The organism is Pseudomonas sp. MB-090624 (assembly GCF_003205245.1).
GTDB lineage: Bacteria > Pseudomonadota > Gammaproteobacteria > Pseudomonadales > Pseudomonadaceae > Aquipseudomonas > Aquipseudomonas juntendi.
In genome coordinates this window covers 14494-33876 of the sequence record NZ_QJRK01000011.1, presented here as the reverse complement: position 1 = coordinate 33876, position 19383 = coordinate 14494, and the positions used below count along the sequence as shown (strand labels likewise).

The window sequence follows — 19383 nt, the reverse complement described above, 5'->3', positions numbered from 1 at the left end:
CCTCAACACCACCAAGGGCAACTTGCAGCAGCAGATCACCGCTGTGAGCGTTGATGTGTCGGCTGCCAAGGCCGACCTGCAACAGCAGATCGCCAACATCTCGGCCTTGGCCGGCTCGTTGCCGTACCGGAAAGACAAGGCCTACAGCGTCGGGCAAAGCGCCTTGGGCAGCGATGGTAAGTTGTACCAGGCCCTGAAAGCCGTGCCGCTGAACACGCCGCCGCCGAACACCACCTACTGGACCGATGTTGGCCAGGCGGTGGTGACTGCCAACGGCATGGCCGCGCGCGTCCAGACCATGGAAACCAAAGTCGAAACCCTGGAGGGCGCCACCTCAGCCCAGGCCCAGCAGATCTCGGGCCTGCAGTCGAGCCTAACCACCACCAACGGCAACGTGTCGGCTGCCCAGCAGGCTGCGCAGGATGCGGCCACGCTGGCGGGCGGGAAGGGCAAGGTCCTTGTTCAGTCGGCCGCGCCTGCCGTCGCCGACCGTCTGGCTCAGAACCTTTGGATCGACACCACCAGCAATGCCAACACGCCGAAGAGGTGGAGTGGCACCGCCTGGGTCGCTGTTACTGACAAGGTTGCAACCGATGCTGCCGCAGCTGCCGCCGGCGCATTGGCCTTGGCCCAGACTAAGGCCGACGCCACGGTAGTCAGCAGCCTGACCACCCGGGTCAGCGATGCCGAGGGCAAGCTCACGTCGCAAGCCACCCGCATGGACGGCATGCAGACCAGCATCGACGGCAAGGCCAGCTCGCAAGCGCTGCAGCAGGTCACTAGCCGTGTGACCGCCACCGAGCAGAAGGACGCCGCCCAGGACCAGCAGCTGACCTCCCAGAGCCAGGCCCTGACATCGCTGACTGACAGCGTGAGCAAGAAGGCGGATGCTTCGGCTGTCCAGTCCCTGGGTAACCGAGTGGAGGCTGCTGAAGGGGCACTGAGCAGCCAGAGCACTGATATCACGCAGCTGAAAAACAGCGTAGGCGCTGCCCAGCCATTCGTTGCTGGCCGTGCCTGGGAGTTCACCGGCTCGACAAGGGGTTGGGTGGCGACCGCGACAAATGGGACGATTACTGCGGGCCCGCTGTTTGCTACCGTGACTGCAAACCCGAACCTTCAGTGCAATTTCACCCCAGTCGTTGCAGGCGCAGAGAACCCTTATCTGCGGATCAGGCTACGCCGGCGTAATACCAGCCGGGCGGGTGCCCAGATGTACTGGGCCAACGAAGACGGCGGGCTGGCCGAGGCAAGGCGCTTTGGGTGGTTCATCAGCACCACAACCACAGATTGGCAGGACATCGAGCTTGACCTATCCGGCCATGCCGGGTGGAACGGCAAGAAAATTTACGCCATCCGCCTGGACATGATGAGCTCCGGTGATACAGGCGGCGAGATCGATATCGCTTATATCGCCGTTGGTAGGCGTTCCGCCTCGGCCTCTGCAGAAGCCGTTTCCACTCTGAGCAACGCGGTTACCGAAGCAGAAGGAAAGCTATCCAGCCAGAGCCAGTCGATCGTAAATCTGCAGGGTGGGCTCAATGCCACAAACGGTAATGTGTCAGCTGCGCAGAAGGCTGCCCAAGACGCATACAGCCTCGCTGATGCCAAGGGCAAGGTGATCGTCCAAAACTCAACACCTTCAGCCATCAACCAGCAGATCCAGAACCTTTGGATTGATACCACAGGTGGTGGGAACACACCCAAACGATGGAATGGCTCTGCATGGCAGGCAGTTTCGGACAAGGTAGCCACGGATGCCGCAGCAGCAGCGGCCAATGCCCTGAGCCAAGTAGCGACAAAGGCTGATGCCTCTACCGTTCAGAGCCTCACGAATAAGGTAGAGCAACAGGGCACAGCCATCACCGCCGCTGGCGAGGCGATCACTGGTATTAATGCATCGCTCGGCCAGGTTGGCGGCGAGAACCTACTGCCTAACCCTTCGTTTGAGGTAGAGGGGCCAACTGCCGGCCTTGCTGATGGCTGGCGTATTGGCTCCTCGCTGTCTGCACCCAATCGGCTCCTGTCGTTGGTGCCGTCAACCTTGGACCCTCGCGGTAAGGCGCAGCGTGTCGATGCCAAAGGGCTGTCCGGCTCCGCGTATGTGGATGTTGCGCTACCGAACGCAAGCTGGGTGTCCATGGCGCCAGGGCAGGTACTGACAGTGTCGGCGTATGTCCGGGGCACCCAGGATCTGGTCAGCGAGATATACCTGCAATACAAGAACAGTGGTGGGGCCACGGTAGGGACGCATGGACCGCTCCGAACCATTCTGAGCGACGCATGGAACCGACCAGTCTTCACTGGCGCTGCCGCTCCAGCGGGGACGATCGGGGCAGACCTTCTTTTACGCGTCAGAGGTCCTTTGGGTGGTACCGCCAGTGACGGCTACTACGAGATTGATCGCGCCCAAGCTGAACTATCCACCGTAGTGAGTGCCTGGAAGGACAACGCCAAGAACGCTCAAAGCGCAGCGCAAGCAAACGCTGCAGCGATCAACAGCGTATCGGGTCGTGTCTCCAGCACGGAGGAGGGGCTGACGTCAGTCAGTGGTCGGCTAACTCAACTGGACAATTCGATCGGAGACGTTGGCGGAGAGAATCTGCTCTACAACCCGGCTTTCACGAAATTGGGAGCAGCTACGGGGAACAATCCTGATGGATGGGTGCCGGAAGGGACGGCGACCTATGCGCCCTCAATGGTCAGCTCCTGGCTTAACGCTGCAGAAAATGCATATCGGTGCACCACCACGGGCGTTGGCACAACAGCTTCGGGCAACCCTTACACGTCGCTGGTCACAGCAAGTGAACGGGCTCCTGCAGTTGCCCCGGGTCAGACGGTGACGTCGTCGATCTATGCAAGGAAGACATCCGATTCAGGCGATTTGGGATTGAGGATCTTCCATCAGTGGGCAAACGCCGCCGGTACCGTAATCTCTGCTCCGGCCTCGCCGGTTGTGCCCGTATCGGTGTCCGGCGATCGCGTGTCGTTCACATCGGTTGCTCCTGCTGGCGCCGCCAAGGTTCGGGTGTTTTACCGGGCCCACGCTGCAAGCGGGAGTAGTGCTGCTGGTACTTTCGAGGTTGCCAGGCCACAGGTCGAATACGGTTCGCGGCCGACTGGCTGGCGAGACAACGGGCAGGTCAACAGCACCGCCATCGGCGCCGTTTCTACGGCAGTCGACGGCCTGACATCCAGCGTGAGCCAGCAGGCCAAAGACATAACCTCTGTGTCCGGCAGAACGACCAGCCTTGAGAACAGCGTCAACAACGGTTCCACTGGCCTGGCCAGCAAGGCGTCGACCGCAGCGCTGAACAACGTGGCTGGCCGCGTCGCTGCTACTGAAAGCGGACTGACTGCGCAATCCACGAGCATCACCAACCTGGAAGCGAAGATTGGTACCGCTCTGCCATTCGTGGCTGGGCAGACCTGGGAGTTCGTTAACTCAGTGGAGGGATGGATAGCCAATACGTCTGGAGCAACCCTGACCGCTGGCCCTCAGTATGCAACTGTCGCCAAGTTCACGACCATTCAGGCAACCAACACCTTCCCGGTCATAGACGGAGCCGCGAACCCTCTTGTGAGGATCAGGCTGCGCCGGCGCAACACCGGCCGGACCAGTGCGGCTATGTACTGGGCCAATGAGGATGGGGGCCTTGCCGAGGCCCGGCGGTTCAACTGGCCTATCAGCACCTCTAACGGGGACTGGCAGGACATTGAGTTCGACCTTTCCGGCCACGCAGGCTGGAACGGGAAGAAGATCTGGGCCATCCGCCTGGACATGTACAACTCAGGTGATGCCAATGGCGAGGTGGACATTGCCTACATCGCAGCCGGTCGGCGGTCGGTGGCTGCTTCGGGTAGGGCGTTTGATTCGCTCAGTGTCAACGTATCCCAGCAGGGCGACAAGCTGGCGGCTGAAACACAGAGGATAAATGGGCTGCTGTCCTCTGTCGGAGATGCCAACGCCGCGATTCAGAACGAAGCCAAGGCCCGAAGCGATGCTGATGGAGCACTCAGTCAGCAAATTCAGAGCACCCAATCGTCTTTGGGGGCCACCAATGCTTCGGTACAGCAGATCAGTACCGCGCAGACCGGACTGAATAATCGGGTCAACGCTCAGTTCTCGATCAAGGTTGCAGTTACGCAAAGCGGAGTTTATGCGCTCGGTGGGATTGGAGTAGGCATTCAGAACCAGAATGGTGTGCTGCAGTCGGTCGTGGCCGTCTTGGCGGACCAGTTCGCGGTAATCAACGCCGCCGGCAATGGTTACGTCAGCCCGTTTGCGATTCAAGGCGGCCAGGTGTTCATGAATGATGCCTTCATTCGTGATGGCAGCATCATCAACGCCAAGATCGCCAATGGTGCAATTACGTCCGCGAAGATCGGTGTGGCGGAAATCGACACGCTGCGCATTCGTGGGAACGCCGTCACCGTGCCGGTATCGGCAAGCAGCCCCGGGAATGTGCTGGGTGCGGGGGTAGGCCAATGGCAAAACCTAGTCGCTGTCGGCGTGCAGATGGACGAGGGCGGTTTCATCACGGCCCAGTACAGCTGCTACCAAGGGTTTGGCAGTGGTATCCGTAAGTACCAATTCCAGATGGATATCAACGGCTTGGTGATCGCGGAAGGTGGCGGCGACTGGGCGGATGGTTTCCCTAACCTGATGGGATCAATCGGCGTTGGCCCGGGTTTTTTCGTCGTCACTGTGAAGTGGTGGGGGGAGAACACGGGGGTCGGCGTGAAAAATCATAACCTCTTTGCGATGGGAACCAAACGATGAGCAACACTGGACACTTCGCAGCCTATGAGCCTGACGGCCGGATCGTATTTGCCGTCAGCTGCCCGCCCGAGTACGGGAAGCAGATCATCAGGCTCAACACCGACCGGCCTTTCATCCAGGTGGCCACACCGGCAAGGCCGGCCGATCACTTCGTGATGGGGCAAATGCTCAAGGAGCGCCCCCAGATGGGGGCGGTTCTCCAAGGGCTCTGGTTGAAGGGGGTGCACGAAGGTGCCGCCGTCAACATCGAGAGCGAAACCTACACCGCTGACGGCAGTGACATCGAGCTGGGATTTTCGGCGCCGGGTATCTACACCGTCACGGTCACCCTTTGGCCATACCGCGATCAGGAGTTCACCGTTGAAAATTCAGCATAAGAGCGACCACACCAAGCGCCGTGCGGCCGAGTACCCGCCGGTGGAGGAGCAACTGGACATGCTGTGGCACGCGATGAATCAAGGGCATATGCCCAAGGCTGAGCCGTTCTTCTCGACCCTGCAGCAGATCAAGCAGCAACACCCCAAGGCTTGAATCCAAGCCAACTACCCAATGCCCGCCATCGAGCGGGCTTCTTTTGCCTGGAGATTTACCCATGCCATTTGTCGCCATCAACCTGAGCAATGACTACGAAGTTGCCAACAAAACTCGCTACGCCACCCAGGAGGAGGCCGACGCCCGAGCCCGCGAGATCCTGAACCAGTTCCCGACCGCGCAGGTATGCGTGGCCCAGGTGCTGAAGGACTACACCGCCAAAGTCTCCATCAGCGCAAAAGATCCGGCAGAGCCAGCACCAGAGCCTGAGGCGTCTGCTGCCTGACGGCGTTCGCAACCACCCAATGCCCGCCCAGCGCGGGTTTTTTTTCGCCTGGAGAAAAGCATGTCCACAACTCGCGGCATCCGTAACAGGAACCCCGGCAACATCGACTACAACCCCCGTAACGACTGGCAAGGCCAGATCGGCAAGGAGCCCGGCGGCCGGTTCGCCATCTTCGACACGCCAGAGAACGGCATCCGTGCCTTGGGCAAGTTGCTGATCAACTACCGGGGCAAGGACGGTATGCCCGGCGTGGGCGGGAAGGGCATCGACACCGTGCTCGAAACTATCAACCGCTGGGCGCCGAGCAACGAGAACGACACCCAGGCCTACGCCAGCGCCGTGGCCAAGCGCTTGGGCGTGCGCACCACCGACCCGATCAACATCAAGGACGCAGCGACCCTGCGGGGTATGGTGGTGGGCATCATCATCCACGAGAACGGCGGTAACCCGTACAAGGCCGAGGTGATCGACGAGGGTATCCGGCGGGCCTTGGCATGATTGTGGCCCCGGTAGAGGGCGGCCGCCTGGCCGCCTTTCTGTTGGGCTGCGTGCTCTTAGCCGGGCTCGGCGGGGCGGGTGGCGTCTGGCTGGCTGCTGGTCACTACCGCCCGCTGCTGGACCAGGCCAATGGTGAAGTCTCCACTTGCAAGGCTGCCCGGGACAATCTCAGCGGCCTGGCGCAAGAGCAGGGAAAGGCTTTGGGCGACTTGACCATGGCCGCGAACGAGCGCCAAACCAGGGCGGAGCAGGCGGTGGGTGAGGCCAAGGCCAGAGCCCAAGACGACTACGCTGCGGCGAACCGCCTGCAGCAGGAGCGAACCGGAGGCGACCAGTGCGCAGCCGCAACCTCGATCATCGACACGGAGCTGGGGTTATGAGCCTGGGCCTGAACTCGCACTCCTGTGGGAGCGGAACAGGGTGGTTTCGCTCTGAAAGCCGCGTAATCCGTGGCTTTTCCTGTGGGATCGGACTGGTGCTAACCCTGGGCCTAGCCGGGTGCGCCGGCAAGGTAGAGCCGCAGATCCAGTACGTGCGCGTCGAGGTGCCAGTGCAGGTGCCGTGCCGGGCGCCTGAGGTGGCGGTGCCGGCCTGGGCGGCTGCCGGTCTGCGCATAACCGACAGCCTTGAGGTAAAAGTGCGCGCCCTGTTGGCTGAGCGCCGGCAGCGTATTGGCTACGAGCGGCTTCTGGAAGCAGCGGCAGGATCTTGCCGCTGACCGACAGTTGCCCCGGTACGGCTACCGGCGCTGTTGCCACAGGCGAGAAGCACCCCATGGTTCTTTCCGACCTGCTGGGTCGGGCTGATGAACGAGCGGGAGACTTGGTGAAAGCTGTCGACATTGCCGGCCGCGCGAGAGCTACAGGGCGAGCGGTTTACCATGGACTGACCCAGGCTGGTCGTCGTGAAAGAGCCCTTAGCGCACGCTAAACCGGGCTGATCCAGGCGGCGGTTCGTTAAGGAATGCCCAGAACAAACCCAATTCGGAAACGGCCGCTACGAAGTCCTTGAAGTCGACCGGCTTCACGACGAACGAATTTGCTCCTAGCTCGTACGCGCGAGTGAGATCGGACCCCATCTTGGAGCTGGTAAGCATCGCCACAGGGATGGTGCGGAGGTATTCAGTCGCCCGTATTTTTTCCAAAACCTCAAGTCCATCCATCTTGGGCAGCTTGAGATCCAGCAACACCACGGCTGGATTTGCATCGGGCCTGTCTGCGAATCTCTCTCGACGAAGCAGATAATCAAGTGCTTCCACTCCATCTCGGGCGACTACAACCTCATTCGCTAACTGGCTGCGCTCTAGCGCGATCAAAATGAGGTCAAGATCGCGCTCGTCATCTTCGACGAGCAATATTGGTTTAAGCATAAAGGCCTCTGATATTCACCTGCTCATGCTACCAGTCATGCACCTTTGAATGGCATCCCCACGATGCTTGAGATCCTGATCGAATGTCGCTAATCCTGGCAGCACTTGAACGAAGCCGACTGCGGGCCTGGCGTGCGAGTCCATCTATAATGGCCTTACCAGATGAGCAGGTCACCAGAATGGACAAGCGCACCTTCATCGGCATGGTCGAAGCTGGCGAGCCGCTGATTCAGCAGGCCATCGACGCCATGCGCGAGTATCACCAGGCCCAGGACTTTGGCGCTCCGGCGGAGGAGGTCGAGCGCCTGCGTGTTCTTGCCGAGTCTCTGTTCCAAGCTGTGTCCGATTACCAGCTGCGCGCTGTGGCCAAGGCCCGCGGCAAGGATCTGCCTCCTCTTCACTGATCCGCTGACCGGCAATTGCCCGCGCCCGATCCCGCCTATACGATACTGTTTATCTATACAGTATTGGTGCCCTATGTACTTCCTCCTCGTTCGCCGCCGCGTGGATGGCGTGGTCATCCCCACGAATCGCCTCAGCAAGATCACACCAATCCGGGCCGATATCCACATAGGTGACCAACACAGCGAGCGGCTGGGCCGGGTATCGACACAGGCTTGGGTGTTCAACCCTTCGCCTGGGCCGGACATTATCCCGCGGCTGCACGATGCCAAGGTCAACGGCATGGCCCAGCTCGGCATCAACATCAACGGGGTGGAGGAGGTCGACGGCGTGCTCTACGCGCAGTCTTGGTGGTGCAGGGCAGAATGATGGCCGGGATACCGAAAGCGTGGCTGGATGAGCTGAACGACCAATTTTCCTTGGTAACCGATCCAGATGGGCGCGCCGCTGTGCTCGATGAGATGGCCTATGCCGCTCACCGCCGCCGTGAAGTCAGTTCGGAGAACCTGGTCGATATGCTGGAGCTGTCCGAGGCGGCGCGGCTTTGGGCGCTGACAGAGCACGAAGAGGCCTATCACATCGGCCTGTTCAAGTACGAATCGTGGGAGGGGATGGGGAGTGATGAGCCAGGCCGGATCATCATTGGCAGAACGCCAGGGTGGGGGTGCTGATGCTTTCTAAAACTGCTCGAAAGCTTCTCGGTTTTACTGGGTGAAAGTCGCTGAAACCGGACGAACTGTATTAGACAGGGGCGGTGCACAGGCCGCTTGTGGCGCGGCCTGATGCCAGAGTCTCACGCTACTGTTGCAGTACCGGAAGGTGGGCATAAAAGGGCCGGAAATCAGTCCCAAAACTTTTTAGGTGACCCTTGTAGAATGCGGGTTTCAGACGTGCAAATCCCGCTTCGTTTTGGAACTGATATTTGCATCCAGCAGGCATGAATAGGCGATTCTTGTATCGGTTTGCAAATCCGTCTACGCCGGTTCGATTCCGACCTCGGCCTCCACCATTCGAAAGCCCCGCAGATTAACGTCTGCGGGGTTTTTATTTGCGCGTCAAAAAATGCCAAACGTTCCTAAATTAATGGCAGCCCTACGGCTAATGCCTGTCAGTTAAGCGTTACTGGGGCTGCTTTGCAGCCCTTCGCGGGCACGCCCGCTCCCAAACGTTTCAAGCGCTGAACTCAAGAAATGCGCGCCCCCCTGTGGGAGCGGGCGTGCCCGCGAAGGGTCGCAAAGCGGCCCCAAATTACGTAACTGACAGGCATTAGCCCTACGCCTGATTGCGTACTGCTGAGCCCCGGCCAAGACGCTGTCTTGCGCCCCTTACGAGGCGCACGTGCGGGCTGGCCGAAATCAAGCTGTTGCTGGCATGCTTGTCTGCGCACGAAAGGGAGCAAAGGGTGCCCGTAATGAATCGTTCTTGCACTACCTACTATTTGGAAATGACTTCGGCTTCAGACCTGCAGGCGAAGCCCCAGCGGCATGACCTACAGATTATCGAGTGCGAAGTGCCTCAGGCGCTATTCAACAAATTCCTCTACCAGCTCGTAGGCGCGTCCTGGGAATGGGGCGATCTTGATACCTGGCGTGACGCCGATTGGCAGGCACTCGTTGAGCAGGATTGCCATCGAACGTGGGTTGCCTACCACCGAGGTGCAATTGCCGGCTACTACGAGCTTTATCGTCCCGATGGCCGTAACAGTGAGATCCGATATTTCGGGCTGGCGCCGCAGTTCATAGGGAGCGGGTTCGGCGGGGCGCTGTTGAGCCACGCCGCCCTATCTGCATGGGAGTGGCCTGGCACAGAGCGGGTATGGGTGCACACGTGCACACTTGACCATCCTGCTGCCCTTAAAAATTACCAGGCGCGGGGATTCCGCATTTACAAGCAGGTGGAGGAAGCAGGCTAATGAGCGCCTGCGAAGCGGGAAGCCCGGCTACCCGCTTCAAAACCCCAGGTCCCCCTGACGGTCCCGATCATTGGCAGGTTCTATCAACTCCGCCCCCTCGTTGCGAACATTGCCCACTGCTTTTCCAACCGGAAACCAGCGGAAATCCTGTGCGGGGCGGCAGCCTTTTTCGATGATCGTCGCCGCACGTTCCGCCGATGTGGCGGGGTCCAGCCATTCCCTTGCCAGTTGCGGCGTCAGCACCAGAGGCTTTCGGTCGTGGATGTCGATAAGCCCCTGGTCTGCGGCTGCAGTGATGATCACGAAGCCATCGCGCTCATCCGGTGCCACGCCGTGGTGCACCTCTGCCAGCGCCGCAAAGAAAAGCGGGCCGCCGTCGGCACTGGTGATGTAGCAGGGCTGCTTGCGCTTTGGGTCCGCTGGGTCCGCGAGCCACTCAAACCAACCATTGGCAGGCGCCAGGGCTCTGCCGTTCGGCCAAAGCGCCTTGAAGAACTTACCTGTCACTGCCGTCTCGGCTCGAGCATTGATCGGATCCGGGCGCTTGCCTTTGGCCCAGGCAGGCGACCAACCCCACTTGACCCGATCCACGTACAAACCGTCACCACGCTGGCGAACGAGTTCCACGCGCGTGGACGGCGCAACGTTGTAGCGGTTGATCGGCTCGTGGTCGTAGCCATTGATCACCACCAGGTCCAGCGCGAGCTGGCGCAGGTAGTGATCCATCGACTCGTAGATCGAGTAGCGCCCGCACATAATCCACCTCTCGTCCGTCAGAATTTTCGCCGTGCGTGATTGACCGCATGCCCAATGCCAGATTTACTGTATATGCATACAGTTTGCATTGGACCTTCCGTCATGACCATCACCTATCTCGGTCCGCCGACTGGCGGCACCGAATCCTTCCCGCAGTACTCGTTCCACGTTCCGGCCGGTTTCCCTTCGCCTGCCGCAGACCACCTGGAAGGCCATATTTCCCTGGATGAGCTGTTCGACATCCGCGCACCCCATGTGTATCTGGTGAAAGTTGAAGGCGACAGCATGCAAGGCGCTGGCATCTACTCAGGTGATCTGGTCATCGTAGACCGTGGCCGTGAGGCGGAGCACGGCGACATCGTCATTGCCGCGGTCAACTGCGAGCCGGTGTGCAAGCGCCTGCACCGCCGCGACGGGGTGGTGATCCTCAAGTCTGAAAACCCCGCTTACCCGGCGCGGTACATCATGGAAGGGGATGACTTCGTGGTATGGGGCGTTGTGCGTTACAGCGTTCGTGACCATGCGCAGTGACCCGGTTTTCGCGCTCATCGACTGCAATGCGTTCTACGCGAGCTGCGAGCGTGTGTTCAGGCCCGACCTGGCCAAGACCCCGATCGTGGTGCTGAGCAACAATGACGGCTGCGTGATTGCCAGGTCATACGACGCAAAACCCTTCGTGAAGATGGGCGAACCGTATTTCCAGGCCAAGGACAAGTTACGCCGCCACGGCATCAAGGCCTTCAGCAGCAATTACGCGCTGTATGGCGACATGAGCGAGCGCGTCATGTCGCTGATCGAGTCGATGGTGCCTGCCGCCGAGGTCTACAGTATCGACGAGTGCTTCGCTGACCTGTCCGGAATTCAGGGCGACCTGACTCTGTTTGGGCGAAATGTGCGTTCAAGAGTCTTTCAATGCACGGGCATCCCGGTTGGCGTTGGCATCGCCGGTACGAAGACGCTCGCCAAGCTGGCCAACCATACGGCCAAGCGCATACAGGCCCAGACGGGCGGGGTTGTGGACATTACCGATGCGTTCAAGCGCGACTGGGTGCTCCGCAATACCAAGGTGAAGGAGGTGTGGGGTGTTGGCCGGCGCATGGCCGCCCACTTCGAGGCAATGGGCATTCATACGGCGATGGACCTGGCCAGGGCCGATGCCTGGACGCTGCGACGCAAGTTCAGCGTGGTCGTGGAGAAAACGGCCCGGGAGCTGGCCGGTACGCCCTGCCTTGAGCTGGATGAGGTCGAGCCGCCGAAGCAGGAAATATGCTGCAGCCGCATGTTCGGCAGGCGGCTTGCTGACCTGGCGCCGATCAAGCAGGCAGTGGCCACCTACGTTGGCCGTGCGGCGGAAAAGTTGCGTGCCCAGGGTTCGCTGTGCAAGCGCATGCGCGTCAGCATACGCACCGGCATGTTCAACCCGCAGGAGCCACACCACGCCCAGGGAGCATTGGTGGAGCTGCCCTATCCGACCTGCGACACACTGCTCATGACCGGGCTGGCTACGGCAGCGGTCGAGCAAATCTTCCGCCCTGGGTTTCGCTACAGCAAGGCCGAGGTGCTGTTGATGGACCTTCGACAACCGGGCGAATTTTCAGAAGATCTTTTTGCCCTGAAGCAGTCGGTGGCGTGCGACCGATTGATGGCGGTCATGGACGACATCAATGGGCGCTGGGGGAGGGGTACAGTGCGCACTGCCAGTGTGCCCGCGGTGCCGGATTGGGGCATGAAGAGGGAGATGATGAGCCAATCCTACACGACGCGAATTGACCAGTTGTGGAAGGTAAAATGCTGAGTCGCGCCTCGGCTTGAGTTCTCCGCAGGCTAAAAGCCTGCGGAGGGTCGTCGGTTAGCTCAAAACCCTGTTTGACCGTTGTTGTACAGGATGGTGTAAGAGTCATCGGTTCTTGGCTCTATCATGATGGGCATGCCGAACAGCTCGCCTCGGCATTGGCATTCACTGATCTTGCAGCGAGGCACATCACCTCGCCTGAACGCCCTCCATAAGGCCTCATCGTGTATCAGGATGCGCTTGACCAAGTTCCCTGGCGCCTCGCTGACCTGCGCAACGTAGTGGTCAAGATCACAACCGAAATACGGTATGGTAACTTCTTGTACAAAGCCGATATTCACGCCATGCTTCTCGAGATCCTTCCTGATACGCTCGATCACCTCTTCTGCTTCACTTTTTATCATGATGGGTATCTCACGTTGCGTGTGTTCATCAAGAACTTTAGCTCACGCGGCGGTGATGCTCTGGTCACTCTGTCGGATTTTTGTGCGCAGCAGCGAGTAACGTAGCGCTAGCCTTCCGGCAGGCTCGTTCCACAGATGAATTCCTTCGACCCCAGCCGGTGTGACCCATGCTCGACCACATAGCCCGCGCCGCGCCGCCGCGCCTCTGCCTGTGCTGTTTGCTGGTCGGCATAGACATCGACAAAATGCCAGGGGTAGCGGTCTCTTAGTACACCCCATCCAAGCACCCAGCCTGGACGGTTGGGGTCTTGTGGAAGAATTCTGGCCAGGCTGCGAATGGTCATTGCTGTCTCCTGCAAGTACAAGCCGTACAGACCATTCAAAACCCTCACGTCGAACAGTGCGAGATTTTTCTTTGAACCTGGTATGCCGGTGATCGGTCAGCTTCACTGAAGGGAGTGGTCTGTATCAGGGTATTTCCCAGCGTACTGTTGTAATGTTTCTCAGCTATGGTTGAACGTAAGCGATGTTCACCAACGACGGAGTCAGGAATGGATTATTCCAGCATGGTTGAATCGTTGGACAAGATTCTCAAAGAAGCGGCTGCCGATTGCCTGCATGAGGGTGGGCCAGCCAGCCAAGTGTTTGCCGGTACTGGCAATCATCAATGTATTCGTAGCCATGCGTGCGCAACGTCGCCACTCGTGGACGGGGTGACCCCTTTGCTACAGGGCATGAACGCGCGGTCGAACTTGAGCGTTGCCCCAATGGGCAGAAACTGACCGGTGGAAGCGAAGCCCGCAACGGATTGTCTGCGGGCTGTGCAGTGGTAATCTTCGTCGCGTAGTCAGCAGGTCAGCCTTCGAACTGGATCACCATGCGGCCTTTGATCTTGCCTTCCAGCATCTCGTCGAAGATCTGGTTGATGTCTTCGATCGGCCGGAGTGTCACCTTGGGCACGACTTTGCCTTCTGCGGCAAACTGGAAAGCCTCCTGCAAGTCCTGGCGGGTGCCCACCAGCGAGCCGACTACTTCGATGCCGTCCAGTACCAGGCGGGGGATGTTCAGGTTCATGGCTTCGGAGGGCAGGCCGACCGCAACCAGGCGGCCACCGGCACGCAGGGCGTCTACCGCCGAGTCGAATGCCGCTTTGGCTACTGCCGTAACCACGGCTGCATGGGCACCACCGGTCTTGGCCTGAATGACTTTCGCTGCATCCTCGGTGCGGGGGTTGACCACCATGTCGGCGCCCATCTCGCTGGCGAAGCGCAGTTGCTCGTCGTTGACGTCGATGGCAATCACTTTGGCGTTGAACACATTCTTCGCATATTGCAGGGCCAGATTGCCCAAGCCACCGAGGCCATAGATGGCGATCCACTGGCCGGGGCGAATGTTGGAGCTTTTCACGGCCTTGTAGGTGGTGACGCCGGCGCAGGTGACGCTGCTGGCCGCTGCAGAGTCGAGGCCATCAGGCACCTTGACCGAGTAGTCGGCCTTGACGATGCAGGCCTCGGCCATGCCGCCGTCGACGGTGTAGCCGGAATTCTTCACTTCGCGGCACAGTGTTTCGTTGCCACTGGTGCAGTATTCGCAGTGCCCACAGCCCTGGTAAAACCAGGCAACGCTGGCGCGGTCGCCGGGCTTGAGCGAAGTGACACCGGGGCCTACCTCCTGAACCACCCCAATGCCTTCGTGACCCAGCACGACACCGGTCTTGTCACCGAAGTCGCCATTTTTGACATGCAGGTCGGTATGGCATACCCCGCAGCATTGCATCTTCAGCAGCGCTTCGCCGTGTTCCAGTGGGCGCAGGGTTTTCTCGACAACGTCCACGCGACGGCCTGGCGCAACAACAGCAGCTTTCATAGGAGCCTCCGTGTCTATCCGAATGAGCTTGAGTGATGGCCGGATCAGCATAGACCTTGCGCGCGAGGGGAAAACTGCTCCAGATCATGAGGGTGAGCAGCCACAGGCTGTCGAACAAAGAAAAGCCCGCGGCAAATGTGCGGCGGGCTGCAAGAACGTACGGAGCGGGGTCAGTGTGCGCAAGCAGATGTCGGTATTTCGTGAAGCGCAGGTGATCAACCTGTCATTTGGGGCGCAGTCATTGGCGGGGCGAAAAAAAGCCCGCCATGAAGGCGGGCAAGCAACGTTTGAAGGGAGAGCCTGCAGATTGGGCTGGTGGCATTAACGGTGCATTAATAGCCCCCATTGACCCGGCACCTCGATCGGCCTATACAGGCCTGCCAAACACTTCAGGAGCCAGCATGCGCGACCAAGACGACCTTCACGAGCCGGAGCACGATCATCTGCTCGATCACGAATTCCTCTATGGCGACGACGTGGAACACGAGGCGGACGCCCAGGGCGCCGAGGATGAGCTGGAGGAAGACGAAACGCCGGGTGACTTCGATGACCTTGATGAAGAGCGGCTCGAGCATCCGGCGTGGTTCGATGACTGCGACGACTGACTCAGCGCCCGTCTACGGAGAAGCGCCCAGGGCCGCTCACGGCCAATAGCAGCAGGCCACCCATAATGGCCATGTTCTTCAGGAACTGGGTCATGTTGGCACTGCGTTCGGGGTCGACCATGTTCCAGAAAGGGTGGCCGATCAGCGCGGTGCCCAGCACGAACAGCGCGAACAGCGCTGCCAGTGGCCGGGTATAGAAGCCAACGATCAGCAGGATGGCGACCACGAACTCCATCAGTACCGCAATTGCGGCCGCCAGCATCGGGGCGGGGGCACCCAGGGAGGTCATGTAGGCGACGGTCCCGTCGAAACCGGTCAGTTTGGCCCAGCCTGACAAGACGAACAGGATCATCAACAGCACGCGGGCAAGCAGGATGATGATGTCGCGTTGACCATCGAATAGGGAGTAGCGCATGGCAGCGTTCCAGTGGACGAATGTATGCTCCACTTTAGCAGCTGCGCAAAACATTGCTGCCAGACGCTAAAAAGGCGCCATGCAGGCGCCTTTTCAGGGGAATTTGGTGCGAGTGGCGGGACTCGAACCCGCAAGGCTCACGCCGACAGATTTTAAGTCTGCTGTGTATACCAATTCCACCACACTCGCACGCTTGAAGGGGTCGTGAACGACCGGCTCGCTTCTAAGCAGAAGGGCTTTGCAATCAAGCGCGCTTTATAACCCATTGTTATAGTTGAGTCAACCGCAGCACCTATGATCTACAGATGAGAGGGCAGTTGTAATGGGCAATTGACACGTTGCAGTCATTAAGCCACTGTTACCGATTGGTTGGATCCAAGAGTGTCAAGGGATGGCTCAAGGCTGGGCACACCGGGTTACATTCATTTTTTCCTTCCTGCTGTGCCAGTGGAGTATGCATGGTTTCAGCTGATAGCATCGACCACCCCGACATGCCCGCCCACCGTTATGAACAGCTGGTTCAGTCGGTGGTGGACTATGCCATCTACATGCTCGACCCTTCTGGGCATGTGGTGTCGTGGAATGGAGGCGCGCAACGGATCAAGGGTTACCGCGCCGACGAAGTGGTTGGCCGGCATTTTTCGCTGTTTTTTACCCCGCAGGACTGCGCTGACGGCCGCCCTGAGTGCCTGCTGCGCCAGGCGCTCGAGCAGGGTGTGGCACAGGATGAAGGCTGGCGGGTACGCAAGGATGGCACGCAGTTCTGGGCGTTGGCCGCACTGGATGTGATTCGCGACGAAGACGGCCAGATCGTCGGGCTTGCCAAGGTCACCCGTGACATTACCGACCGTCGTGAGTCTGCCATGCAACTGGATGCCATGCGCGCCCAGCTGTTCCAGGCGCAGAAACTTGAGGCGCTTGGCCAGTTGACCGGTGGCCTGGCGCACGACTTCAACAACATGCTGACCATCATTCTCAGCTCGGCACGCCTGGCGCAGACTACCCAGGACCCGGTGCGGGCGCAGCGCATGCTGCAGCACATCATCGATGCCGGGCAGCGCGGCACCGAGCTGACTCAGCAATTGCTCAGCTTCGCCCGCCACCGCCAGCTCGATGTGGCCAGTGTTGCACCGGCTGCCCTGGTTGCCGCCACCCGTGGCCTGCTGGAGCATGCGTTACCCAGTGCGATCACGCTGACGGTGGTGCTGCAACCGGACCTGCCGCTGATCGAAGTCGATGCCGGGCAGCTGCAAATGGTCTTGCTCAACCTGTTGTTCAATGCCCGCGACGCCATCACCGGCAATGGCCATATCGACCTGAGGGTGGAGCTGGTCGAGTTGGCCGGCGAGGTAGAAGGGCTGCACGGCCGCTTTGTGTGCTTTGGGGTGGAGGACAGTGGCGAGGGTATCGCGCCCGAAGTGCTGCCACGCATCATCGAGCCATTTTTCACCACCAAGCCCTTTGGCAAGGGTACTGGCCTGGGCCTTAGCCAGGTGTACGGCTTCGCCAGGCAGAGCGGTGGCGCTATTTGTGTCGATAGCGCGCCGGGTCGTGGAACTTGCATGCAGCTTTATCTGCCAATGTATCAGAATCAGGCACTCAGCCCACTCGACAGGTAGACAACATGGCACAGGCACTCAGGCGGCTGATAACGGGCATCGACGGGCTCGATGCGTTGCTCAGGGGTGGCCTGGTGGCTGGCGCCTCCTACATCGTTCAAGGGCCACCGGGTGCCGGCAAGACCATTCTTGCCAACCAGCTGGCCCATAACCACGTGCGTGACGGTGGTCGGGTGCTGGTGGCTACCTTGCTCAGCGAGTCACATGAACGCTTGTTCCAGTACCTGTCGACGCTCGCGTTCTTCGACCCGGGGTTGATTGGTGACCAGATCCAGTTCGTCAGCGCTTTCGACACCCTGGAGCAGGAAGGGCTGGAGGCTGTGGTGCGCTTGCTGCGCCAGGAAATCGCCCGGCAAAAGGCCAGCCTGCTGATCGTCGACGGTGTGCTCAATGCCCGCGCCCGTGCACACACCACGCTCGACACCAAGAAGTTCGTCTCCGAACTGCAAGGCCACGCGGCGTTTGCGGGTTGTACCGTGTTGCTGCTGACCAGCGCCCGGCTGGAGGAGGGGAGCCCTGAGCACACCATGGTCGATGGGGTCATCGAGTTGGGTGAGCAGTTACTGGGCAGCCGTGCCGTGCGCCATGTCCAGTTACGCAAAACCCGCGGCAGTGGGGCGTTGTCGGGGCGCCACGAGTGCCTGATCGACGAAGCCGGCATGCACGTGTTTCCGCGCCTGGAAGCGCTGTTCAGCCAACCCAGCCAGGTCGCCGGCGGCAATGTGGGGCGCGTCACCAGCGGGGTACCCACGTTCGATGAAATGCTCGGCGGCGGGCTGGCGAACGGTTCGGTCAGCTTGTTGATCGGCCCGTCCGGTATTGGCAAGAGCTCGTTGTGCCTGGCATTTCTTGGCGCCAGTACCGCGCAAGCGCCAGGCTTGCATTTCGGCTTCTATGAAACGCCCGAGCGCCTGCGCAGCAAGGCCGCATCGCTGGGGTACGACTTTGCCGCGATGGAGCAAAGCGGCAGTTTGCAATTGTGTTGGCAACCCACCACAGAGGGGTTGCTCGACCAAGTGGGCGCGCGGCTGCTGGAGCGGGTCGCCGCACTGGGCAGCAAGCGCGTGGTGATCGACAGCCTGGGGGCATTCAGCCGCCTGGCCACCGACCCGGCCCGCCTCAATGCCTTCTTTCGCGCGTTGACCGGTGAGCTGCGCGCGCGCGGCGTCAGCGTGATGCTGACCTGGGAAATGCGCGATATTTTCGGCGCCGAGATCAGCGCACCGGCGCCGGACCTGTCGAGCATCGTCGACAACCTGATGCTGATGCGCTTTGTGGAACTGGACTCGCAGCTGCGGCGTATGCTGTCGATCCTCAAGGTGCGTGACAGCCACCATGACCCGGCCTTGCACGAGCTGCTGATCGGGCCCCAGGGCATCACGCTACACAAGGCATTCGCCGGCAACAGCGGGGTGCTTTCGGGTACGCCGGTGCCGCAGGATGGCGGGTGACAGGCGGGGCAATGAACACCATTCTGATCGTCGATGACGAATACCTGATCGCCGATATCCTGGCCTTCGCCCTGGAGGATGAAGGTTACGAGGTGAAAAAGGCCATCAACGGCAAGAAGGCGCTGGAAATGCTTGTGGCCGAGAGCGTGCAGTTGGTGATCACCGACTACATGATGCCGGTGCTCAATGGCGAGGAGCTGGTGCGCGCCATGCGTGACTGCTCGGCGCTGCGCGAGGTGCCAGTCATTCTCATGAGTGGCGCACAGGCCAGCCAGGTCTGTCCTGCCCTGTTCAAGGCCATTTTCGACAAGCCATTCGATATGGACAAGATGATTGCGAAGGTGCGTGAGCTACTGAAAGCCTGAGCCTGCGGCCGAGCGCATCCATGCGCTTGGTCAGCCGGGATTCACTGTGAATCGTCGTGCTTTTCCGGGGCTGGGCTGCCGGCCTGGATACGCTTGAAGATCTCTTCACGATGGACCTGTACATCCTTCGGTGCATCGATACCGATCCTCACCTGCATCCCTTTTACGCCCAGAATGGTGACTTTGATGTCATCATTGATGACGATACTTTCGCCAACCTTACGGGTGAGTATCAGCATGTAGTTCTCCTTGGTGATAATAAAGTCCGCATGGCTAACTGCCGCGGCGGCGGGAGCGGGTCCCTGTTCCTTCTCATTAAAGACGCTTTC

General features: G+C 60.1%; 27 protein-coding genes and 1 tRNA gene. 20 read left to right on the top strand and 8 right to left on the bottom strand.

The features are described 5' to 3' along the window. Window positions 1-277: 277 nt before the first annotated feature. The 8 genes from DMX12_RS30255 (at window position 278) to DMX12_RS08030 (ending at window position 7028) form a co-directional block, all read left to right on the top strand. A complete protein-coding gene (locus tag DMX12_RS30255) occupies window positions 278-4783 on the top strand; it encodes a DUF1983 domain-containing protein (RefSeq protein ID WP_371928255.1) in 4506 nt (1501 codons plus the stop codon). Continuing rightward, entirely contained in the window at window positions 4780-5160 is a 381-nt protein-coding gene (locus tag DMX12_RS08055; RefSeq protein ID WP_009681809.1) for a hypothetical protein, read from the top strand. Before DMX12_RS30255 ends, DMX12_RS08055 begins: the two co-directional genes overlap by 4 nt. After that, window positions 5144-5314: a hypothetical protein gene (locus DMX12_RS29425; protein ID WP_009681808.1), complete on the top strand. Its 171-nt coding sequence runs from the start codon at window positions 5144-5146 to the stop codon at window positions 5312-5314. Before DMX12_RS08055 ends, DMX12_RS29425 begins: the two co-directional genes overlap by 17 nt. Before the next feature lie 61 nt (window positions 5315-5375). Then, on the top strand, window positions 5376-5600 hold the full coding sequence (locus tag DMX12_RS08050; RefSeq protein WP_064314436.1) for a hypothetical protein: 225 nt from the start codon (window positions 5376-5378) through the stop codon (window positions 5598-5600). 60 nt (window positions 5601-5660) lie between these two features. After that, window positions 5661-6098 carry a structural protein P5 gene (locus tag DMX12_RS08045; protein WP_110677002.1) on the top strand — a complete coding sequence of 146 codons (438 nt, stop codon included), beginning with the start codon at window positions 5661-5663 and terminating at the stop codon, window positions 6096-6098. Then, on the top strand, window positions 6095-6478 hold the full coding sequence (locus tag DMX12_RS08040) for a hypothetical protein (protein WP_110677000.1): 384 nt from the start codon (window positions 6095-6097) through the stop codon (window positions 6476-6478). The genes DMX12_RS08045 and DMX12_RS08040 overlap by 4 nt, the downstream gene beginning before the upstream one ends. A 92-nt stretch (window positions 6479-6570) precedes the next feature. Beyond that, the gene (locus tag DMX12_RS08035) at window positions 6571-6816 is read left to right on the top strand and encodes a hypothetical protein (protein ID WP_371928254.1); all 246 of its coding nucleotides are present in this window, start codon (window positions 6571-6573) and stop codon (window positions 6814-6816) included. 56 nt (window positions 6817-6872) lie between these two features. Continuing rightward, window positions 6873-7028, top strand: coding sequence for a hypothetical protein (locus DMX12_RS08030; protein ID WP_371928252.1), 156 nt, complete (start codon window positions 6873-6875; stop codon window positions 7026-7028). Here the strand turns inward: DMX12_RS08030 and DMX12_RS08025 are convergent. Further along, complete coding sequence (locus tag DMX12_RS08025) at window positions 7015-7467, bottom strand: response regulator (RefSeq protein WP_110676998.1); 453 nt, start codon at window positions 7465-7467, stop codon at window positions 7015-7017. The genes DMX12_RS08030 and DMX12_RS08025 overlap by 14 nt on opposite strands. 179 nt (window positions 7468-7646) lie before the next feature. Here DMX12_RS08025 and DMX12_RS08020 point away from each other — a divergent pair, with 179 nt between their 5' ends. The 4 genes from DMX12_RS08020 to DMX12_RS08005 all read left to right on the top strand — a co-directional run bounded on the left by DMX12_RS08020 (window position 7647) and on the right by DMX12_RS08005 (window position 9781). Beyond that, window positions 7647-7871 carry a hypothetical protein gene (locus DMX12_RS08020; protein ID WP_110676996.1) on the top strand — a complete coding sequence of 75 codons (225 nt, stop codon included), beginning with the start codon at window positions 7647-7649 and terminating at the stop codon, window positions 7869-7871. A gap of 73 nt (window positions 7872-7944) precedes the next feature. After that, window positions 7945-8238: a hypothetical protein gene (locus tag DMX12_RS08015; protein WP_110676994.1), complete on the top strand. Its 294-nt coding sequence runs from the start codon at window positions 7945-7947 to the stop codon at window positions 8236-8238. Beyond that, window positions 8235-8540, top strand: a complete 306-nt coding sequence (locus DMX12_RS08010) for a hypothetical protein (protein ID WP_110676992.1) — start codon at window positions 8235-8237, stop codon at window positions 8538-8540. The genes DMX12_RS08015 and DMX12_RS08010 overlap by 4 nt, the downstream gene beginning before the upstream one ends. A gap of 740 nt (window positions 8541-9280) precedes the next feature. Next, entirely contained in the window at window positions 9281-9781 is a 501-nt protein-coding gene (locus DMX12_RS08005) for a GNAT family N-acetyltransferase (RefSeq protein ID WP_110676990.1), read from the top strand. A gap of 36 nt (window positions 9782-9817) precedes the next feature. On the opposite strand, the gene DMX12_RS08000 is transcribed toward DMX12_RS08005, so the two are convergent. Next, entirely contained in the window at window positions 9818-10537 is a 720-nt protein-coding gene (locus DMX12_RS08000) for an SOS response-associated peptidase family protein (protein WP_110676988.1), read from the bottom strand. A 102-nt stretch (window positions 10538-10639) separates the two neighbouring features. Here DMX12_RS08000 and DMX12_RS07995 point away from each other — a divergent pair, with 102 nt between their 5' ends. Both DMX12_RS07995 and DMX12_RS07990 read left to right on the top strand, forming a co-directional pair. Then, window positions 10640-11068 carry a LexA family transcriptional regulator gene (locus tag DMX12_RS07995; protein ID WP_009682126.1) on the top strand — a complete coding sequence of 143 codons (429 nt, stop codon included), beginning with the start codon at window positions 10640-10642 and terminating at the stop codon, window positions 11066-11068. Beyond that, entirely contained in the window at window positions 11058-12332 is a 1275-nt protein-coding gene (locus DMX12_RS07990) for a Y-family DNA polymerase (protein WP_110676986.1), read from the top strand. The genes DMX12_RS07995 and DMX12_RS07990 overlap by 11 nt, the downstream gene beginning before the upstream one ends. Before the next feature lie 59 nt (window positions 12333-12391). Here the strand turns inward: DMX12_RS07990 and DMX12_RS07985 are convergent, their stop codons facing one another. Together DMX12_RS07985 and DMX12_RS07980 are read right to left on the bottom strand one after the other, a co-directional pair. Next, on the bottom strand, window positions 12392-12733 hold the full coding sequence (locus DMX12_RS07985) for a hypothetical protein (RefSeq protein WP_110676984.1): 342 nt from the start codon (window positions 12731-12733) through the stop codon (window positions 12392-12394). A gap of 107 nt (window positions 12734-12840) precedes the next feature. After that, window positions 12841-13077, bottom strand: coding sequence for a hypothetical protein (locus DMX12_RS07980; protein ID WP_082416178.1), 237 nt, complete (start codon window positions 13075-13077; stop codon window positions 12841-12843). Between the two features lie 207 nt (window positions 13078-13284). On the opposite strand from DMX12_RS07980, the gene DMX12_RS28955 reads away from it, so the two are divergent. Continuing rightward, window positions 13285-13515, top strand: coding sequence for a hypothetical protein (locus tag DMX12_RS28955; RefSeq protein WP_146226818.1), 231 nt, complete (start codon window positions 13285-13287; stop codon window positions 13513-13515). A gap of 73 nt (window positions 13516-13588) precedes the next feature. Here DMX12_RS28955 and adhP read toward each other — a convergent pair whose 3' ends face one another. Then, window positions 13589-14599 carry an alcohol dehydrogenase AdhP gene (adhP, locus tag DMX12_RS07975; RefSeq protein WP_110676982.1) on the bottom strand — a complete coding sequence of 337 codons (1011 nt, stop codon included), beginning with the start codon at window positions 14597-14599 and terminating at the stop codon, window positions 13589-13591. Between the two features lie 10 nt (window positions 14600-14609). Here adhP and DMX12_RS28950 point away from each other — a divergent pair, with 10 nt between their 5' ends. Further along, the gene (locus tag DMX12_RS28950; protein ID WP_146226817.1) at window positions 14610-14924 is read left to right on the top strand and encodes a hypothetical protein; all 315 of its coding nucleotides are present in this window, start codon (window positions 14610-14612) and stop codon (window positions 14922-14924) included. 76 nt (window positions 14925-15000) lie between these two features. Continuing rightward, window positions 15001-15204, top strand: coding sequence for a hypothetical protein (locus DMX12_RS07970; protein WP_029886325.1), 204 nt, complete (start codon window positions 15001-15003; stop codon window positions 15202-15204). A gap of 1 nt (window position 15205) precedes the next feature. Here DMX12_RS07970 and DMX12_RS07965 read toward each other — a convergent pair whose 3' ends face one another. After that, the gene (locus DMX12_RS07965) at window positions 15206-15619 is read right to left on the bottom strand and encodes a DoxX family protein (RefSeq protein ID WP_009681230.1); all 414 of its coding nucleotides are present in this window, start codon (window positions 15617-15619) and stop codon (window positions 15206-15208) included. Between the two features lie 104 nt (window positions 15620-15723). Then, window positions 15724-15808 (bottom strand) — tRNA-Leu (locus DMX12_RS07960). Window positions 15809-16077: 269 nt separating this feature from the next. On the opposite strand from DMX12_RS07960, the gene DMX12_RS07955 reads away from it, so the two are divergent. The 3 genes from DMX12_RS07955 to DMX12_RS07945 are packed head-to-tail and all read left to right on the top strand — an operon-like array spanning window position 16078 to window position 19054. Next, the gene (locus tag DMX12_RS07955) at window positions 16078-17238 is read left to right on the top strand and encodes a nitrogen regulation protein NR(II) (protein WP_110676980.1); all 1161 of its coding nucleotides are present in this window, start codon (window positions 16078-16080) and stop codon (window positions 17236-17238) included. 5 nt (window positions 17239-17243) lie between these two features. After that, complete coding sequence (locus DMX12_RS07950; protein ID WP_110676978.1) at window positions 17244-18689, top strand: ATPase domain-containing protein; 1446 nt, start codon at window positions 17244-17246, stop codon at window positions 18687-18689. A gap of 11 nt (window positions 18690-18700) precedes the next feature. Next, window positions 18701-19054, top strand: a complete 354-nt coding sequence (locus DMX12_RS07945) for a response regulator (protein WP_110676976.1) — start codon at window positions 18701-18703, stop codon at window positions 19052-19054. A gap of 41 nt (window positions 19055-19095) precedes the next feature. On the opposite strand, the gene csrA is transcribed toward DMX12_RS07945, so the two are convergent. Next, window positions 19096-19293, bottom strand: coding sequence for a carbon storage regulator CsrA (gene csrA, locus DMX12_RS07940; protein ID WP_009683195.1), 198 nt, complete (start codon window positions 19291-19293; stop codon window positions 19096-19098). Between the last annotated feature and the right edge of the window lie 90 nt (window positions 19294-19383).

Coding starts and splice junctions, on each gene's coding strand:
- DMX12_RS30255 (WP_371928255.1), top strand. CDS start 278: ATGGCCGCGCGCGTCCAGACCATGGAAACCAAAGTCGAAACCCTGGAG.
- DMX12_RS08055 (WP_009681809.1), top strand. CDS start 4,780: ATGAGCAACACTGGACACTTCGCAGCCTATGAGCCTGACGGCCGGATC.
- DMX12_RS08050 (WP_064314436.1), top strand. CDS start 5,376: ATGCCATTTGTCGCCATCAACCTGAGCAATGACTACGAAGTTGCCAAC.
- DMX12_RS08045 (WP_110677002.1), top strand. CDS start 5,661: ATGTCCACAACTCGCGGCATCCGTAACAGGAACCCCGGCAACATCGAC.
- DMX12_RS08040 (WP_110677000.1), top strand. CDS start 6,095: ATGATTGTGGCCCCGGTAGAGGGCGGCCGCCTGGCCGCCTTTCTGTTG.
- DMX12_RS08030 (WP_371928252.1), top strand. CDS start 6,873: ATGGTTCTTTCCGACCTGCTGGGTCGGGCTGATGAACGAGCGGGAGAC.
- DMX12_RS08025 (WP_110676998.1), bottom strand. CDS start 7,467: ATGCTTAAACCAATATTGCTCGTCGAAGATGACGAGCGCGATCTTGAC.
- DMX12_RS08020 (WP_110676996.1), top strand. CDS start 7,647: ATGGACAAGCGCACCTTCATCGGCATGGTCGAAGCTGGCGAGCCGCTG.
- DMX12_RS08015 (WP_110676994.1), top strand. CDS start 7,945: ATGTACTTCCTCCTCGTTCGCCGCCGCGTGGATGGCGTGGTCATCCCC.
- DMX12_RS08010 (WP_110676992.1), top strand. CDS start 8,235: ATGATGGCCGGGATACCGAAAGCGTGGCTGGATGAGCTGAACGACCAA.
- DMX12_RS08005 (WP_110676990.1), top strand. CDS start 9,281: ATGAATCGTTCTTGCACTACCTACTATTTGGAAATGACTTCGGCTTCA.
- DMX12_RS08000 (WP_110676988.1), bottom strand. CDS start 10,537: ATGTGCGGGCGCTACTCGATCTACGAGTCGATGGATCACTACCTGCGC.
- DMX12_RS07995 (WP_009682126.1), top strand. CDS start 10,640: ATGACCATCACCTATCTCGGTCCGCCGACTGGCGGCACCGAATCCTTC.
- DMX12_RS07990 (WP_110676986.1), top strand. CDS start 11,058: ATGCGCAGTGACCCGGTTTTCGCGCTCATCGACTGCAATGCGTTCTAC.
- DMX12_RS07985 (WP_110676984.1), bottom strand. CDS start 12,733: ATGATAAAAAGTGAAGCAGAAGAGGTGATCGAGCGTATCAGGAAGGAT.
- DMX12_RS07980 (WP_082416178.1), bottom strand. CDS start 13,077: ATGACCATTCGCAGCCTGGCCAGAATTCTTCCACAAGACCCCAACCGT.
- DMX12_RS28955 (WP_146226818.1), top strand. CDS start 13,285: ATGGATTATTCCAGCATGGTTGAATCGTTGGACAAGATTCTCAAAGAA.
- adhP (WP_110676982.1), bottom strand. CDS start 14,599: ATGAAAGCTGCTGTTGTTGCGCCAGGCCGTCGCGTGGACGTTGTCGAG.
- DMX12_RS07970 (WP_029886325.1), top strand. CDS start 15,001: ATGCGCGACCAAGACGACCTTCACGAGCCGGAGCACGATCATCTGCTC.
- DMX12_RS07965 (WP_009681230.1), bottom strand. CDS start 15,619: ATGCGCTACTCCCTATTCGATGGTCAACGCGACATCATCATCCTGCTT.
- DMX12_RS07955 (WP_110676980.1), top strand. CDS start 16,078: ATGGTTTCAGCTGATAGCATCGACCACCCCGACATGCCCGCCCACCGT.
- DMX12_RS07950 (WP_110676978.1), top strand. CDS start 17,244: ATGGCACAGGCACTCAGGCGGCTGATAACGGGCATCGACGGGCTCGAT.
- DMX12_RS07945 (WP_110676976.1), top strand. CDS start 18,701: ATGAACACCATTCTGATCGTCGATGACGAATACCTGATCGCCGATATC.
- csrA (WP_009683195.1), bottom strand. CDS start 19,293: ATGCTGATACTCACCCGTAAGGTTGGCGAAAGTATCGTCATCAATGAT.